This is a genomic window from Rosistilla carotiformis, assembly GCF_007753095.1.
GTDB classification, from domain to species: domain Bacteria; phylum Planctomycetota; class Planctomycetia; order Pirellulales; family Pirellulaceae; genus Rosistilla; species Rosistilla carotiformis.
In genome coordinates this window covers 5,746,863-5,764,546 of record NZ_CP036348.1, presented here as the reverse complement: position 1 = coordinate 5,764,546, position 17,684 = coordinate 5,746,863, and the positions used below count along the sequence as shown (strand labels likewise).

The following is a 17,684-nucleotide window of genomic DNA, read 5'->3' as shown; positions in this document are numbered from 1 at the left end:
TGGGGAAATGGATGCGTTTTAAGCCGTTTCCGGCGACACTTTGCGGTCAGCGGGATGACCAGGTTCGGTGGGATTGCTCTACAATGCAAGCTGAGCAAGGCATTGGAGCTTTGGGATGCTGGGAACCGCAGAAGTGAGGTAGTGTCATGAAAATTTTGTTTGCGACCGACGGGTCGTGTTACGCCGCCGGTGCTGCTCGATTTATACGCCACTTGCAGTCGAAAGGCCCGATGGAATTGACGGTCCTGACCGTCAGCTACACCCCCGAAAACACATCGAGTCCGTCGGTTCAGCCCTGGTTGCCCGAGTGGCGTCGCCGCGAGCATGAACGGATCGACCAGCATCACGCCGAGTTGCGGGAGACGCTAAAGTCGATCAAGGGAACGGTGACGATGGAACTTGCCGAGGGGAACGCGGCGCGGTGCATCTTGGAGCGGGCCCGCGAACTCGATGCCGACTTGATCGTGATGGGCGCTCGGGGGCACTCGACGTTGGAGCGGTTGCTGTTGGGGAGCCTCTCGGATTCCGTGGCCACTCACGCCGATTGTTCGGTGTTGATCGTGCGGCCACCGGAATTGCACGCTCCGGTTGCAAGCGACGCTCCCTGCCCGGAACCCGCTGCCGACGAGGACCCCGTTCGCAAGATCGAACTCGCCTACGATGGTTCCTCCAGTTCGAAAGAGGCTGTCAACGAACTGATGCGTTTTCAGTGGCCGGCAACGACCGAAGTGAGCGTTTTGAGCGTAATTCCAACGTTCGATTTCTATGGGCAAGAATACGGTTTAATGGTCGAGCAGCATGACAAGACCGAGCACGAGCGAGTGCAGACGTTGTGTGAGCAGGTGATCAGTTCGCTTTCGCGAAGCATTAAAAACGTCGAATCGCAGACCGTGATGGGGGACCATGTCGGAGACGCCATCGTGCGAGCCGCCGACGAAAATCAGAGCCAGTTGATCGTCTTGGGGGACAATGGCCACGGTTTGATCGGCGAGCTGTTGTTGGGCAGCACGACCAAATACGTGCTGCGTCACGCGCACTGTAGCGTCTGGATTTCACGACACCATCGCACCCAAGCGGAAAAGGTCGCCGAGGTGGCAGTGCAGCCTGCGTAGCGGTCCCGGGCTAACGCTCAAATGGGAACATCGGTTGACGCCGGTGATGGTAGGTCATTTGCAGCATGTCGGCACACGTGGAACCTTGTGTGTTGACATGGATGAAACGGTCGGCGACCGGTTGGTAGGCGGCCATCGGAGCGATCACGCCTTTGGCGACGATCGCCCGGTACTCTTTGGGCTCGATTCCAAACGTCGTCAGCTGGCTCAAGCTGAACGGGGGCACGCGCTGCGAGGTGAGCATCAGTGTCAGGTCCGAATCAAGGGTGCGGACGATCGCCGTGGCTCCTTGGTCGAACTCGGAAAACCCGCCGTGTCGGGCTTCCGATTCGCGGAACTTTCCATCCCCTGTGCTCAGCAGTTCGACGGCGACCTGCAGCGGTTCGCCGTGCAACGCATCGGTTTTCCCGCCGATCGATACCTCTGCGCCGTTTTGGAAGTCGGCCGACGTGACGTCCGCCACCGCTTTGGGATCGTAGATGACAACCAACGACGGGCCGATCTTTTGGCGATGCAGTTCGTGTGCCAGGATGGTGCTGTCGGCAGGAGAACCTCCGCCGGCATTGTCCCCCATGTCCAGCATGCAGGTCAGGCCGGGCTGCTGTCCCGCTTGTTGGACCGCTTCGGCGGGAGAGGTGAACTCTGGCTCAAAGCATTCCGGGTTCTCGGTCAGGATCGTCGTCAGTTGGTCTAACAATTCCTGACGCCGCGCCGCGGGAACGTCTTCATAAGATACGAGGATCGCCGAACAGCCCATCTCGGCAACGTCGGAGTAGGGGAAACCGAGGACCAGACTCAGGCTGGCGACTTCGGGAAGTTCACGCAACGCATCGGCGGCTTCCCATCGCGGTCGCAGCGGCATGGCCGAGGTGTTTTGGTTTTGGATGTTGATCGCCACCGGGGGAAAAGCGGCCGATTGATGCAGCCGTCGACCGCTGGTCAGAGTTTGGACCATCAGTTGGGCCGCTTCGACGCCGCGTTGACGTTGATCCAAGTGCGGGTTGGTGCGGTAGGAAACCAACGCGTCGGTTGCATCGGCCATCGCGGGGGAGACGTTTGCGTGCGCATCGATCGTCGCGATCAGCGGCCGCTCGGGGCCGAGAAGTTCGCGCAAACGGGACAGCATGTAGCCATCGGCGTCGGGGTGACCATCGGCAACGGTCGCGCCATGGGGGGCAGCGAGGATCCCGTCCAGTGGGCCGGCCGCCTCGCATTGCTTTAGCATCGTTTCGATTAGGTGGTCAAATGTGCTGGCCTCGATGGGGCCGTATGGGATCGCGCGGGCAGCGAAGATCGGCACGATTTCGACATTGTCGGCGGCGTCGAGACCGGCGAAGAAGCCGCCGACTTCGTGCGGCGCATCCGCGAAACGCTCGCGAATCGCTTCGCCACTCAAGAGCGTATCCTGCTGGAAATGCGTAAGGGTCGTATTTTGCGAGATGAATGTATTCGATTCATGAAGCAGGGCAACAATTCCGATTCGGTAATTCATGTTGGCTTTGCCGATGGTTGAAAGAATTCGCATTTATCGGGTCGATCAGGTAGACTTTGAGAGCTCACCGTGATTCCCACCAATCGCATCTGCATTTGGCCCCACTTGCATTTGCTTCTATACATTTAAGCAAGGATTGAAATATGTCGAAACTCTCCCGACGCCAATTTGTTCACACCTCTGCCGCCGCGGGTGCGGGGTTGGCTGTTTCAGGACGAATGGCGCACGCTGTGCAATCGAACGAAAAGATCGGCGTTGCCCTGATCGGTGCCGGTGGTCGTGGTGGATCGCACCTTAGCGCATGGCTTGGCGACAAGCGAACCGATCTGCTGACGATCGTCGACGTCGACGAGAAGGCTGCCGCATCGCGCGCCGACGCTGCCGAGAAGGCTCAAGGCTTCCGCCCGAAGATCGTGACCGACATGCGGGAAGTCTTCGACGACAAATCGATCGACGTGATCAGCACCGCAACGCCCAACCACTGGCATGCCTTGTGCGGCATCTGGGCGATGCAAGCGGGCAAAGACGCGTATATCGAAAAGCCTGTCTCGCACAACATCCACGAAGGGACCGCGCTGATCGCTGCGGCTCGCAAGTACGATCGCATCTGCCAAGTCGGAACGCAGTGCCGTTCGGCAACCGCTCAACAAGAGATGGTGGATTTCATCCAAGCTGGCGGAATCGGCGAGGTCAACTTCGCTCGCGGTTTGTGCTACAAGCGACGTAAATCGATCGGTGCTTTGGGCGATTACGCCGTTCCCGACAACGTCGACTTCAATCTTTGGAGCGGTCCGGCCGCCTACACCGATCCGAAGGTTACCCGTCCGCGTTTCCATTACGATTGGCACTGGCAACGTCTGTACGGCAACGGCGACTCGGGCAACCAGGGCCCTCACCAAACCGATGTCGCGCGATGGGGCTTGGGGATCGATACCCATCCGATCAGCGTCATCTCGTACGGTGGACGATTGGGTTACCAAGCCGAACGCAAAGACGACAACTACGTCGATGCGGGCGACACGCCCAACACGCAGGTTTCGATCTACGATTACGGCGACAAGTGCATGGTCTTCGAGACCCGCGGTCTGGGCGTCGATAATTCCGATGATGCCGAATTGAACAAGCTGTTCAAGAGCACCAAGGGGAACAAGATCGGCGTCGTCTTCTACGGTACCAACGGTTATTGCGTGCAAGTCAGCTACGGCCACTCGATCGCTTACGATGTCGACATGAACGTGATCAAAGAGTTCAAGGGAGCGAAGGATCACTTCGCCAACTTCTTGGACGCTTGCGAAAGCCGCAACTACAAGGACCTGACCGCCGACGTTCGCGAAGGCCACCTGTCGGCGTCGCTGAGCCATCTGGGGAACATCTCGTTGGCGATCGGCGAACAAAAGAAAATGTCGGTCAAAGAAGCGACCGAACATCTGAGCAAGATCAAGAGCTTGGACGACAACGATGCGACACTGCAACGAACGATCAAGCACTTGGAGAAAAACGGCGTCGATCTGGAGAAGTATCCGATCGCGATGGGCCCGTTGTTGAAGTTCGATCCCGAGAAGGAAATCTTCCCCGAGAACGAAGTCGCCACGGCGATGTGTACTCGCGAGTACCGGGCTCCCTTCGTTTGCCCGACCGCCGACAAGGTTTAATCCTTGCCGCTGCCAGGCTTGTCCGCCTGGCGATCAATCGTGTGCCGGGCCCTCGGGCCCGGTGCGACTGCATCGAGCCATGCCCGGCTTTCCCACCGGGCTGCTCGGCTCTCTGCCTCTGGCGGACTGCAATCGCTATCGTGTCTTCCGGCCTTCGTCCCGCAAAACGCTTGTTTTTTAAGGCAAAAGCGTTACGGGTTTCCAATCTCGGCTCGGTGCGACAGAATAAGGCGGTATTGCAGCGGGTTCGTGTCGCAACAACCTGTGTGTATCCCTAGGGACGCTTTCTGCATCGCACGAACCGATTATGGGGCGAACTGAATCACCCCGCTCCATCTTTTATTCGCAACGGATACCGCCACTCGTGGAACGACGCGTCCTCGCTTATCTATTCGTCTCCGCATTTTTCATGTTCGTCATGATGACGATGCGGCCCAAGCAACCGCCGGCTGATGATCCCAATGCGCCCGATGTGGTCGCAGAACTGGACGCCGAAGCGGATGAGCCGGCCGACGCGGAGGATTTGGCCGAGGCGACCGATCCCGCGGCCGATGGCGATGCGAAAACCGACGACGACGCGGCGCCATCCGAACGCCCGCGGCAAAAGCAATGGTTCACGATCGGATCGCTGGCCTACGACTCCGAAGATCCCACGCTGGGTGATAAGACCCTGATCACGCTGAGCAATCGCGGGGCGGGGATCGAGCGGATCGAATTGATCGAACGCAACGCCAAGGGCCAGTTTCGCTATCGCCGCGTCGATACGCGCAGCGGCTACCTGGGCTATCTCGCTCCGTCGGCTCCCAGCGAAATCGACGGCTGCCAAATCAACGTGATCGGCCCGGGAACGCCCGCCGATCTGGCCGGCTTAAAAGTGGGCGACATCATCGTTGCCACGGGAACCGGTGTGATCGTCTCTCCGAGCGACCTGGATCGCTGGCTCGAAGAGACCAGTCCGGGGCAAACGATCACGCTCGAAGTGCTGCGTGGCAGTGGCGAGAGCCGCGAGACGGTGACTGTCGAAGCAAAGCTGACGCAGCATCCGTTGGACTTGATCCGCTTGGCCAAGTCGGGCGGGCCCGACCAAGTGCCGGGGAACATCTCCCGTTTGTCCTGCCTGCTGACCCTGGCAAAACTGAACACCACGAATCTTCGCGTCGGGCAGAAAGAGCTGACGAAGATGCCCAGTCTGTTTGATGGGCTGTGGAATGTCACGCCGATCGAAGATGCTGAAAATCCTGGTTTTGAGTTCCGTTTTCCGATTTCCGCCAGCGAAGCAGCCAGCGTCGCGAAAGGCTCTGGCGCCCTGGAAGTGGTCCGCCGCTACACCGTGCCGGCTGCCGGTTCGGGGTACGACATCGACCTGCAAACCGAGATCGTTAATAAATCCGAGGCCGAGCAAGAGGTTGCCTACCGTTTGGAAGGCCCCAACGGTTTGACGCTCGAAGGCTGGTGGTACAGCGCCAAGATCAGCCCCAATTGGACCGGTGGTGCGGGTGCTCGCGACGTGGTTTACAACACCGCCGCAGAATACCATCGGCTGATGGGCTTGCCCGCGATCGTCAAGCAGGTTCGCCAGAGAACCGAAGATGGTGTCGACAAAGACGAGGATGTCAACGAAACGCTGTTTGCATCGTCGGGCGATCCGAAAACGAATCAATTGCGTTACATCGGCATCGACGGGCAATATTTCACCGCCAGCTATCTGCCGCTCGAAGGCGAAGCGCAGACCGATGTGTTCAGCCGCGGCAGCACGATGCTGTTGGCCGATTTGAAGACGCTCAACCCGCACCAAACGCAGGCGGCCAACGTCAGCTTTTACGTCGACAGCACCGCCCGCAAGATCGCTCCAGGGGAGAGCCTGGTCGACAACTTGCGGCTGTACGCCGGTCCCAAGCGTCCCGAAATGTTGGAAGAACGTGGCCTCAGCCGCTTGATCGAATACGGCCTGTTTGGCGCGGTCTCCAAGCTGTTGTCGGGCTTCTTGCACTTCATCTATATGATCTTGGGCAACTATGGCTTGGCGATCATCCTGCTGACCGTGTGCGTTCGCGGAGCGATGTTCCCGCTGTCTCGCAAGGCGGCTCAGAACGCTCAGAAGATGCAAGAACTGGCCCCCGAGTTCAAGAAGATCGCGGAAAAATACAAAGACGACATGGAGAAGCGGCTCAAGGCCCAACAAGATCTCCAAAAGAAACACGGCTTCAATCCGCTCAGCGGTTGTCTGCCGATGTTTGTCCAGTTGCCGATCTTCATCGGCCTGTATCGCAGCCTGTCATGCGATATCGAACTGCGACAAGCCGCCTTCATTCCGGGCATCCAGTGGTGCTCTAACTTGGCAGCACCGGACATGTTCTATAACTGGTCGCCATGGATGATCGAATACTTCGCGGGGCGTGGCACCGGATGGTTCGGGCCTTATTTCAACATCCTGCCGTTGATAGTGATGGTCCTGTTCATGGCCCAGCAGAAGATGTTCATGCCGCCTCCGACCGACGAACAGCAAGAGATCACGCAGAAGGTGATGTTCTTCATGACCTTCATCATGGGTATCTTCTTCTTCAAGGTCGCTGCCGGTTTGTGCATCTACTTTATCACCAGCAGTTTGTGGGGCATGGCCGAGCGGATTTTGGTGAAGAAGACGATCAAGCAGTCTCCTGGCGGAGGCGGTTTGGCTATCGAAGGCGTCGGCAGCGACGATGGGCCCGGCATCTCGGGGCCGCTGAAGTCGGCTCCGGTGCAAAAGAATCGTCCTCGAACGCCACCGAAGAAGAAGTGAAGTCAAGGGGCGTTAGATGCCGCTAGTGGCTGCGATTTCGCCTTCCCGCGATCGTGGCCTAGGACGCGGAAAAATGCCCATTGCAAAGCCATGCAAAATGGCCCAGGCTACCTAAGTTGACAGGCGGTCATTTTCGACCAACTGCAGCGCTGGCAAGACGACACCATCTTGCCCACCAGCGGGGTTTGCCGGTAAGGTCGATAGAAACGACAAGTCGCGGCAGCCCTCGATACGGTCCTTGAGACCCCCAATAATAACAATAGATTTCCCTTATATAGGATGCGTCCGGCATGGATAATTCTGAGACCGTGGCCATTCGGCAAGCGATGGAAGAATCGATGAACGACGGCGAATTACGCAACGAAGTCTTGGCGGATGTCGATGCGGCAGAAACGGCGGAGTGGTTAGGCTCGCTGGACTATGTCCTGCAGAGCAAAGGCCCCGAACGCGCCAAATTCCTGCTGGAGCAATTGCGTCATCGTGCCGCTCAAGAAGGCGTCGCGCTCGACACGCAAACGATCACGCCCTACATCAACACGATCCCCTCGAAGGATCAGCCTCCTTTCCCAGGCAACCGCGAGATCGAACGGCGGATCAAATCGATCGTCCGCTGGAATGCGATGGCGATGGTCGTGCGTGCCAACCGCCGCCCCGGTGGTGTCGGTGGTCACATCAGTACGTTTGCGTCGAGCGCCACGTTGTATGAGATCGCTTTCAATCACTTCTTCCATGGCCGTGGCGAAGACGGCTATGCCGGCGATTCGGTCTACTTCCAAGGCCATGCGTCGCCCGGTATGTACAGCCGTGCCTTCCTGGAAGGTCGACTGACCGAAGAGAACCTCGAGAACTTCCGTCACGAACTCTCCCCCGGCGGTGGCCTCTCCAGCTATCCGCACCCTTGGTTGATGCCAAGCTTCTGGGAATACCCCACCGTCTCGATGGGGCTCGGTCCGATCATGGCGATCTACCAAGCGCGGTTCAATGAATACATGCGCGATCGCGGGATCAAAGACACTTCGGGGCAACGCGTTTGGGCCTTCTTGGGCGACGGCGAATGCGACGAACCGGAAACCCTGGGGGCGATTGGATTGGCTGGCCGTGAAAAGCTGGACAACCTGATCTTCGTCGTCAACTGCAATCTGCAGCGCCTCGATGGTCCTGTCCGCGGCAACGGCAAGATCATCCAAGAACTCGAAAGCATCTTCCACGGTGCCGGTTGGAACGTGATCAAGGTCGTCTGGGGTGGCGAGTGGGACGAACTGTTGGCCAAGGATACGTCGGGCATGCTGGCCAAACGCATGAACGAAGTCGTCGACGGTCAGTACCAGAAGTACACCACGATGCCTGGCAGCTACATTCGCGAGCACTTCTTCGGCAAGTATCCCGAGACGCGGAAGCTTGTCGAAAACATGAGCGATGAAAAGCTGGAGAAGATCCGTCGCGGTGGCCACGATCCCGAAAAGGTCTACGCAGCGTACGCTCAAGCGACCTCGTCAAAGAACGGCAAACCAACCGTGATCTTGGCGAAAACCGTCAAGGGGTATGGTTTGGGCGAAGCGGGCGAAGGCCGCAACATCGCGCACAACCAAAAGAAGATGAACGAGGAAGAGCTGCTCGAATTCCGCACGCGATTCGGGATTCCGATCAGCGACGCCGAAGTCGGTAGCGCACCATTCTACAAGCCTTCGGAAAACAGCGTCGAAATCAAATACATGAAACAGCGTCGGGCCGCTTTGGGAGGATCGCTACCCAGCCGTCCGACCGAACATCCGAAGTTGGAAGTCCCCACGCTGGAAGACTTCTCCAAGCTGATCAAACGTCTCGGCGATGGCAAAAACTGCAGCACCACGTTTGCTGTCGTACAAACCCTGATCGCTTTGTGCCGCGACAAGAAGATCGGCAAATACATGGTCCCGATCGTTCCCGACGAATCGCGAACCTTCGGCATGGAAGGCATGTTCAAGCAGTTCGGCATCTACGCCCATGCGGGCCAGTTGTACGAACCGATGGATTCGGAGATCGTCGCTTCGTACAAAGAAGCGCAAGACGGTCAGATCCTCGAAGAAGGGATCACCGAGTGCGGTTCGATGAGCAGCTTTAATGCGGCCGGTACCGCGTACAGCTGTCACGGCGTCAACATGATTCCGTTCTACATCTACTACAGCATGTTCGGTTTCCAACGGGTCGGCGATTCGATCTGGGCCGCTGCCGACATGCGAGCCAAGGGCTTCTTGGTTGGTGGTACCGCGGGCCGAACTTCGCTTAACGGCGAAGGCCTGCAGCACCAGGACGGTCACAGCCTGCTCAACGCGATCGCCTTCCCAACCGTGCGGTCTTACGACCCCGCGTTTGCGTACGAAGTGATCGTGATCATTCAGGAAGGTCTGAAGCGGATGTACCAAGATGGCGAAGAGTGCATCTACTACATCACCGCCGAAAACGATGCCTACGATCACCCGTCGATGCCCGAAGGCTGTGCCGATGGGATCATCAAGGGAATGTACAAGTTCCGCAGCAACGAAGTCGAAGGTGCGAAGGCTCGCGTCCAATTGTTCGGCAGCGGTGCCATCCTGAACTGTGCTCTGGACGCACAAAAGTTGTTGGCCGAAAAGTTCAACATCGCCAGCGACGTGTGGAGCGTTACCAGTTACACGCAACTGCGTCGAGAAGCGGACGCGTGTCAGCGTTGGAACATGTTGCACCCGACCGAAACGCCGCGGAAGAGCTACGTCGAAGAAGTGCTCGAAGGTGTCGAAGGTCCGTTCATCTCGTCCAGCGATTACGTCAAGGCACTTGGCGAACAGCTGACCCCGTGGATTCCAGGCGATTACTATGTCCTGGGCACCGACGGCATGGGCCGCAGCGAAACCCGCCCAGCGCTTCGCCGTCACTTCGAGGTCGATGCGGAATCGATCACGATCGCCGCACTCAGCCGACTGTCGAAGGCTGGCGTTGTCACGCCGCAAGACGTCGCCGATGCGATCAAGTCGCTCGATTACGACGCCGAAAAAGTGAACCCTTATTTCGCGTAAGGGTTTGCTGGTTCCGCCCGCCTTCGATTTGGCGGGCGGATCCGGTCGAATCACGACGGGCGTTCCCTTCTGATAACAACAAAACAACCCCATCCTCATCGAACCTCCGATACACTCTATGGCTACCGAAGTAAAACTTCCTGAACTCGGCGATGGCATCGAATCAGGCGACGTACTGGAGATCTTTGTATCCGTCGGCGACGTCATCACGGCCGGGCAAGACGTCGTGGAAATGGAAACCGACAAGGCGACCGTTCCCGTCTCCAGCAAATCGGCCGGAACCGTCACCAAAATCCTTGTCGCCGAAGGGGACACGGTCTCGGTCGGCAGCGTGATTCTTGAAATCGAAGCGGAAGCCGGAGCCCCCGCCGAATCCGCACCAGCTGCTGCAGAACCTGCCGCCGAAGTGCCTGCCAAGGAACCCGAACCCGAGCCCAAGGCGGCGGAAACGCCTGCCGCACCGCCTGCCAAGCCAGCAGCACCCGCGGAACCTGCCGCCGTGGAAACTCCCAAGCCCTCTCCGGCGGCTCCTGCCCCCACACCGGCAGCGCCCGCCGCTCCGGCCCCAGCCAGCAGCGGTGAGATCGTTGCCGCCGGGCCCGCGATTCGCCGCTTCGCACGCGAAGTCGGTGTCGATTTGCACAGTGTCCCCGGCACTGGCGAAGGGGGCCGAATCACGCGTGAAGACGTGTTGGCCGTCGTCCGATCGGCGAACCAATCCCGCGGCGCGGCGTCAGCTGGCACCGCGGCAGCACCCAGCAAAACGGCTGCGGCACCCACCGACGCGAACGCCGATCACGATGAATACGGACCGATTCGCGTTGAACGGATGAGCAAGATCCGCAAGACGATCGCCGCTCAAATGCACGAGAGCTGGTCGACGGTTCCGCGCGTCACCAACTTCGACGATGCCGACATCAGCGACTTGGAACACCTGCGCCAATCGAGCAAAGACGATTACGCCGCGCAAGGGCTGAAGCTGACGACGATGCCGTTTTTGATCAAAGCGATCGCGACGGCGCTGAAGCACAATCCAGAAGTCAACGCGGTCATCGACGAAGCCAACGGCCAGCTCATCTACAAGGACTACGTCAACATTGGGATCGCTGTCGACACCGACCGCGGTCTGGTGGTTCCCGTAATGAAGAATGCCGACAAGATGGGCATCCCCGACATCGCACGGGCCCTTGCTGAAATGGCGGCTAAGGTTCGCAGCGGTCAGTTCGCCGTCAGCGATCTCCGCGGCGGTACGTTCACGATCAGCAACCTGGGGGCGATCGGTGGTCAGTACAGCACTCCGATCGTCAACGTTCCCGAAGTCGCGATCCTGTTGGTGGGCCGCAGTCGCAAATTGGCATGCGTGATGCCCGACGATTCGATCAAACCGCGGCTAATGATGCCGCTGAGCCTCAGTTACGATCATCGCTTGGTCGATGGCGGTGCTGCGGCACGATTCCTGAACGATGTGATCGGATACCTCGAAGCGCCAAGCCGCCTGCTGTTGGCGCTGTAGCCAGACCGTTATCCGCGGCGTTGATTCACCGTTCGTTGGGACGCAACAGACGCCATGCGAATCGCATATTTGACCGCCGGTGCCGCAGGCATGTACTGCGGCAGCTGCATGCACGACAACACCCTCGCCCGGGCGATGATCGCCCGCGGCGCGGACTGTCTGTTGGTCCCCACCTACACGCCGATTCGGACCGATGAAAAAGACATCAGCGACGATGTCGTCTTCTTTGGCGGAATCAATATCTACCTGGAACAGAAGCTTCCGCTCTGGGGACGCTTGCCCCATCGGCTGACCGCTTGGTTGGACCGCCCCGGGCTGCTGCGGTTGGCGACGCGAAAGACCGGTTCGACCAGCCCGCATCTGTTGGGCGCGCTGACCGTTTCGATGCTGCAAGGAATGCAGGGACGCCAGCGAACCGAAGTCGATCGGCTGTGTCGTTGGTTGCAAACGCACGCGGCTCCCGACGCGATCGTGCTCAGTAATTTCTTGATCGGCGGCTGCGTGACCGAACTCAAACGGCGGCTCGGCGTGCCGGTTGTCGTGACGTTGCAGGGAGACGATATCTTTCTCGACTTCCTGCCAGCCAAATATCGCGCGATGGCGATCGACCGGATGCGAGCTCTAGCCGCCGATGTCGATGGTTTTATCGTCAACAGTCGGTTCTATGGCGAGAAGATGGTGGCGCTGCTGGGGCTGCCTGAAGAGAAGATGCACGTGATTCCTTTAGGGATCGATACGACCGGCTTCCTGGCAGAGGGCTCCGAAGCTCGGCGAGCCGCTGACGCCGACGCGTCCTCTCCGCTACGGATCGGTTACCTAGCCCGGATCGATCCGGCCAAGGGATTGCATCGGCTTGTCGACGCGATGATCGAATTCGAAGCGACGCGTCAGCCGTCGGATCGGGCCATCCATCTGGAAGTCGCAGGCTGGCTGGGCGAACAGCACCATGCGTACGCGGCAGAGCAGTGGTCGCGGCTGGACCAATCCGGAATGGCTGGGCGGTACACCTATCACGGAAGTCCCGATCATGCCGGCAAGTTGGATTTTCTGCGTCGCTTGGATCTGTTTTGCGTGCCGACGGAATACGAAGAGCCCAAGGGACTGTACGCTCTCGAGGCGATGGCGATGCGATTGCCCGTGATTCTTCCCCGGCATGGCGTCTTTCCCGAGCTGGCGGGCGATAATTCCGCGGTCCAATTGGTTCCGCCCGGCGATGCCGCGGCCCTTGCTGAAGCGATTCGCTCGCTTACCAGCGATGCGGCGAGCCGAGAACAGTTGGCTGAGCGGGGTTATCGATCGGTAGTTGGTGAGCGTACTGTCGATCGTATGGCCGATCAGGTCCTGCAATTGCTGAACGATCTCGCAGAGAGCGGAAAACCCGTTGACCACTCTGCAGGCCGTCGCTAAATTATTGACATCGCCAAGCGATATGACGGTGGATATAGCTTAGTTGGTTAAAGCGCCGGATTGTGGTTCCGGAGATCGGGGGTTCAAGTCCCCTTATCCACCCCTTCTTTTTTCTTATTGTCCGCTTGCTCTAAGCGGAATTCTCGCGTGCCGACCGTTGTTCCGTTTGGGAACTCCCGTCTTATCGGCTCGCCCCCAAAGCCAATCGTCTCTCGACGCTCAAACGGCTAATTCAAGAAGTTCGCATGCGATTACATCAACAGGCCTTTGACGAATTCCGCTACGTTTAAAGCTTATTCTTCGGGACTTTTGGCGGCTGTTTTCAGTATCCCAACCAACGACGCGCTCCCATTCGATGGAAACGACATGCAGATAACAAAAATTGAAACCGCGATTCCCGACCAGATCATGCCGGGGTTGCTGTTGTTGCGAATCCATACCAGCGATGGGATCGTCGGTTGTGGCGAGACCTATTACGCTCCCGAATCGGTCGCCAGCATGTTGCACGATTGGATGCACCATCATCTGCTGGGCGAGAACCCGCTGGATATCGAACGGCACTGGCGATTTTTGTACGAACGGACGACCAACTTTGGATCGCGCGGTGCGGAATTGCGAGCCATCTCGGCGATCGATCTCGCCCTCTGGGACATCTTGGGGCAGGTCACCAAGATGCCGGTCTGGCAACTGTTGGGCGGCCGTGTCCAGGATTCGATCCCGACTTACAACAGTTGTGGCGGTCCTTCGTATGGTGGCAAAACAGAGGATAGCTCCGGCCATATTTGGCCCGGCCATGGACCGATGGGGAACCAGGGTCCGCTGAACGATTATTGGTCGATCGTCCATGAACCGGTTCAATTGGCGGAGGAGTTGATCGGCGAAGGGTACACGGCGCTGAAGACCTGGTCGACCGACTTTGCCGCGCACAAAACCAACGGCCCGCTGCACGTTTCGCTGATGGATGTGGAGAAGGCTGTCGAGCCGTTCCGCAAGATTCGCGAAGCGTTGGGAAACAAGATCGAGCTGATTCTCGATGGGCATGGCTTCTTCCAACTGCCGATGGCGATTCGGCTCGCCCAACACCTGCGCGAATTCGACCTGCTGTGGGCCGAGGATCTGTTGCGTGTCGATTCGATCGACACCCTCGCCGACTTCCGCGACAAAGCGGGGATCCCGTTGGCGGTTAGCGAGATGTTCAGCGGGCCCGATGATTTCCGATTGACGCTGGAAAAGCGTTCTGCCGATTATTTGATGATTGATCCAACCTGGGTTGGCGGGATCTCGCAAACGCGCAACATCACTCGACTGGCTCAGTTCTACAACGTGCCGGTTGTGATGCACGACTGCACCGGTCCGCTGACGCTGTTGGCGGGCGTGCAAGTTGCCGCGACATCGAACAATGTCGCATGGCAGGAAAGTGTGCGAGCCCATGTGCGGATGCTGTATCCGAAGCTAATCGACACGGAAGTCACGATCGAAAAGGGAAGGATCACCGTTCCCGAGCGCGCTGGAATCGGAGCTGCTTGGCAACCCGAACTGTTCCAAAGCGGCCAAGGGCAACACCGCATCACCAGCCTTTGATGCATGAGGGGCGCGGGTTTGTCGCCCTGTCGGCCCACCCGAATTGCAAACGCGTTCGCGTATTGATGCGCGGGGCCATGAATCGATGCAGGCTTGCGGTCGAAACAACATCGCTATCCTTGCCGTTGCGTCGCCGTGGACCGCGCGCTGCGGGGAGTTCAATTGGTCGAATCGTTGCCTGGAGCGTATCGTGCTTGATGCGCAGCGTGGATCCAGGCGATCGCCGCCGTGTCGATCAGCTCGTGGCCGCCGTCGAAAAGTGTCACCGTCGCGTTGCCCGAAGTGCGGCGGAACAACGGTGGCTTCTCGCCATAACTGGGATCGGAAATGTCGGCTTGTAGATGCGCCGGAACTTTCGCCTGTTTGACAAAGTAGCGGATCTCGTCCGCCGATAACCGATCCTCTTCACGGGCGACTTCATTAAAGGCGAGCAGCGAATGGCTGACCGGAACGCTTCCTTCATGCCCGTCGCGAATTCCTGCGTTCATCGCCAACGGAACCTCTTTTGCATTGGCAAGATAGGTCAAGGGAGATCGCTTGCGATACTCTTGATCGATTTCAGGACTCTCTCCTGGGGCTCCACCACAGGATGCAGCGATGTTGTTGAAGTAGTGCCGTTTCGCTTGTCTGCATTCGTGGTACCAGGCGGTCAGATCGGAAATCGGAACCCAAGCGGTCACCCCCGCCCAGATCTCAGGATGACGCCCCGCCATCAATAATGCCCCGTAACCACCTCCGGAGGTTCCGACCAAATAGATCGCCGACGGATCGATCGGGACCGTCTGTTTGGCGTGCTCCACTGCGCTGACAATATCTTTCACTACAAGTTCAGAACCGGTCGCTTCGGGGCGCACGTTGGGGCCTCGGAAGTTCGGATGGATGTAAGCCCATCCGTTTTGGACGCACCAGGCTTCGATCGCTTGGTGGGTGTTCTGCTTGTAGTCTCCCGACCAGCTGTGGAGCGCAACGACCAACGGAACCGTTGCATCTGCAGGGGGAGCGTAGAAGACCGCCGGTTGCTGCGATTGGTCCGCAGAACTGAGGTAGCGAATTTCTTCGGCTTGTTGGCCCCACGAGCATTGGCATGCGATAACAAAAGTGAGTAGCGACGAGGCAAACGACGGAGCGATTTTCATGTACGGTGACTCGGGGGGCATAGTGCGGAAGTTCCAGCCGATGGGATGACGACTTCATCGCCGAGCGTCGCATTTTTGTTGCGAAATCATCCGTAGAGATTCGGTTTGACGTTTGGCCATGATGCGCGGTCGATCCGGCAAGTATAAACAACCGCCCCCCCCATGGTGGGCTCGAAAGAAGAGGCGTTTTTCACGTCGATCGGGTCCGCTGTTCAGCAGCGGTTGGCCCGAAACTCAACAAGCAACCCGGATCGGGCGGTAAAACGCTTTTCAGGGAATGCCTTCGGTAAAATCGGTCGCGCGAGTTGACCCAGCGAAATGGTAGAAACACAATGCATTCTCCCACCTTTCCCGCCGCAGTCTTCGTCAATGGAACATTCGATGGCCTCCATAATTTTCCCACGATCGTACGACGCCCGTGTCCTCTCTGTTCCCGCGTCGCAAATGAGGCGGCTGCTATCCGTTGGCGGGGTGATCGTCGCGGGAATGATTGCGTTGTTCGATGCGTCGATCGTCGATGCCGAATCGACAGCACCGCCGAACGTTGTCTTTATCCTTGCCGACGACCTCGGCTATCGCGAACTCGGCAGCTTTGGGCAGGAATTGATCAAGACGCCGCACCTGGACAAACTCGCGAAGCAAGGGATGCGACTGACTCAGCACTACTCGGGCAACGCCGTCTGCGCCCCGTCGCGATGCGTGTTGATGACCGGAAAACATCCGGGCCACGCTGAGGTGCGGAGCAACAAATCGACGCCGCCCGAAGGGCAATGGCCGATCCCCGACAGCGACATCACGCTCGCCGAACTCTTCACCGGCGAAGGCTACGCCACCGGAGCGTTTGGAAAATGGGGACTCGGCGGTCCCGATTCCTCTGGAGAACCGCTGCGTCAGGGAGTCCAACGCTTCTTCGGTTACAACTGCCAATCGCACGCCCACAGCTACTATCCGTCTTACCTTTGGGACGACAACCAACATGTCAAATTGAACAACGATCCTCCGGTCTCCGGCCACATCGGGTTTGCCGATGGCGACGACCCCAGCGATCCGGCCAGCTACGCTCGTTTCAAGGGACAGGACTACGCGCCCGACCGTATCAACGCGCAGGCACTACAATTCGTTAAGGACAACAAAGGCAAACCGTTCTTCTTGTATTACCCGACGGTGATTCCGCACGTCGCGTTGCACGTTCCCGATGAAGAGCTGAAACAGTATCACGATTTGGGCTGGCAGGATCCGCCGTTTGTCCGCGATGGCGGATATGGGTACACGCCCCACTTCACGCCGCGAGCGGCTTATGCGGCGATGATCACTCGGATGGATCGCTACATCGGCAACATCTTGAACCTGTTGGACGAACTGCAGCTGAGCGACAACACGATCGTCATCTTCAGCAGCGACAACGGCACGACTCATCTGGGCAAAGAGGTCGATTACACGTTCTTCCGCAGCGTTGGTGAACTTCGCGGCTTGAAGGGCTCGCTGTACGAAGGAGGCGTTCGCGTGCCGACGCTTGTCCGCTGGCCCGGCAAAATTGCGGCGGGATCGCAGAGCGATTATGTCAGCGGATTCGAAGACTGGATCCCGACGCTGATGGATCTGATCGGCAAACCGGAAGATGTTCCAGAGGGCTTGGATGGGATCAGCATCGCCCCGACGCTGCTCGGAAAATCGCAGGAAGAGCGTCCCTATCTGTATCGCGAATTCCCTAGCTACGGCGGCCAGCAGACGATCCGCGTCGGCGACTTCAAAGCGGTTCGGCAGAACATGAGCAAAGGAAATTTGGAGATCGAGCTTTACAACATTCGCGAGGACATCGGCGAACAGAACAACATTGCCGCGGAGCATCCCGAATTGGTTGCCCAATTAGCACAGCAGATGGAAGCGGTCCGAACGCCTTCGAAGATCTTCCCTTTGATCCCATTGGACGCCCCTGCACGGAAGGCGAAGAAGCGTTAGAATTCAGCCCCACTCGGGCTC

10 protein-coding genes and 1 tRNA gene are annotated in these 17,684 nt (G+C 58.5%); 9 read left to right on the top strand and 2 right to left on the bottom strand.

Features of this window, described 5'->3' with window-relative positions:
- The first annotated feature begins 146 nt into the window (after window positions 1-146).
- Window positions 147-1,112, top strand: a complete 966-nt coding sequence (locus tag Poly24_RS20870) for a universal stress protein (RefSeq protein WP_145100157.1) — start codon at window positions 147-149, stop codon at window positions 1,110-1,112.
- 10 nt (window positions 1,113-1,122) lie between these two features.
- Here Poly24_RS20870 and Poly24_RS20865 read toward each other — a convergent pair whose 3' ends face one another.
- Window positions 1,123-2,604, bottom strand: coding sequence for a M81 family metallopeptidase (locus tag Poly24_RS20865; protein ID WP_231753262.1), 1,482 nt, complete (start codon window positions 2,602-2,604; stop codon window positions 1,123-1,125).
- A gap of 143 nt (window positions 2,605-2,747) precedes the next feature.
- On the opposite strand from Poly24_RS20865, the gene Poly24_RS20860 reads away from it, so the two are divergent.
- The 7 genes from Poly24_RS20860 to Poly24_RS20830 all read left to right on the top strand — a co-directional run bounded on the left by Poly24_RS20860 (window position 2,748) and on the right by Poly24_RS20830 (window position 14,568).
- Entirely contained in the window at window positions 2,748-4,256 is a 1,509-nt protein-coding gene (locus Poly24_RS20860) for a Gfo/Idh/MocA family oxidoreductase (RefSeq protein WP_145100151.1), read from the top strand.
- Between the two features lie 364 nt (window positions 4,257-4,620).
- Entirely contained in the window at window positions 4,621-7,035 is a 2,415-nt protein-coding gene (locus tag Poly24_RS20855) for a YidC/Oxa1 family insertase periplasmic-domain containing protein (RefSeq protein WP_145100148.1), read from the top strand.
- Between the two features lie 290 nt (window positions 7,036-7,325).
- Window positions 7,326-10,067 (top strand): pyruvate dehydrogenase (acetyl-transferring), homodimeric type, encoded by a 2,742-nt coding sequence (gene aceE / locus Poly24_RS20850; RefSeq protein WP_145100145.1) that lies wholly within the window; start codon window positions 7,326-7,328, stop codon window positions 10,065-10,067.
- 118 nt (window positions 10,068-10,185) lie between these two features.
- Entirely contained in the window at window positions 10,186-11,580 is a 1,395-nt protein-coding gene (locus tag Poly24_RS20845) for a 2-oxo acid dehydrogenase subunit E2 (protein WP_145100142.1), read from the top strand.
- A 54-nt stretch (window positions 11,581-11,634) separates the two neighbouring features.
- Window positions 11,635-12,987 carry a glycosyltransferase family 4 protein gene (locus Poly24_RS20840; RefSeq protein ID WP_145100138.1) on the top strand — a complete coding sequence of 451 codons (1,353 nt, stop codon included), beginning with the start codon at window positions 11,635-11,637 and terminating at the stop codon, window positions 12,985-12,987.
- A gap of 28 nt (window positions 12,988-13,015) precedes the next feature.
- Window positions 13,016-13,089 (top strand) — tRNA-His (locus Poly24_RS20835).
- 264 nt (window positions 13,090-13,353) lie between these two features.
- On the top strand, window positions 13,354-14,568 hold the full coding sequence (locus Poly24_RS20830; RefSeq protein ID WP_145100135.1) for a mandelate racemase/muconate lactonizing enzyme family protein: 1,215 nt from the start codon (window positions 13,354-13,356) through the stop codon (window positions 14,566-14,568).
- A 158-nt stretch (window positions 14,569-14,726) separates the two neighbouring features.
- Here Poly24_RS20830 and Poly24_RS20825 read toward each other — a convergent pair whose 3' ends face one another.
- Window positions 14,727-15,704, bottom strand: a complete 978-nt coding sequence (locus Poly24_RS20825; protein WP_197452063.1) for an alpha/beta hydrolase family protein — start codon at window positions 15,702-15,704, stop codon at window positions 14,727-14,729.
- A gap of 381 nt (window positions 15,705-16,085) precedes the next feature.
- On the opposite strand from Poly24_RS20825, the gene Poly24_RS20820 reads away from it, so the two are divergent.
- Window positions 16,086-17,663, top strand: a complete 1,578-nt coding sequence (locus tag Poly24_RS20820; RefSeq protein WP_197452062.1) for an arylsulfatase — start codon at window positions 16,086-16,088, stop codon at window positions 17,661-17,663.
- The last annotated feature ends 21 nt before the right edge of the window (window positions 17,664-17,684 follow it).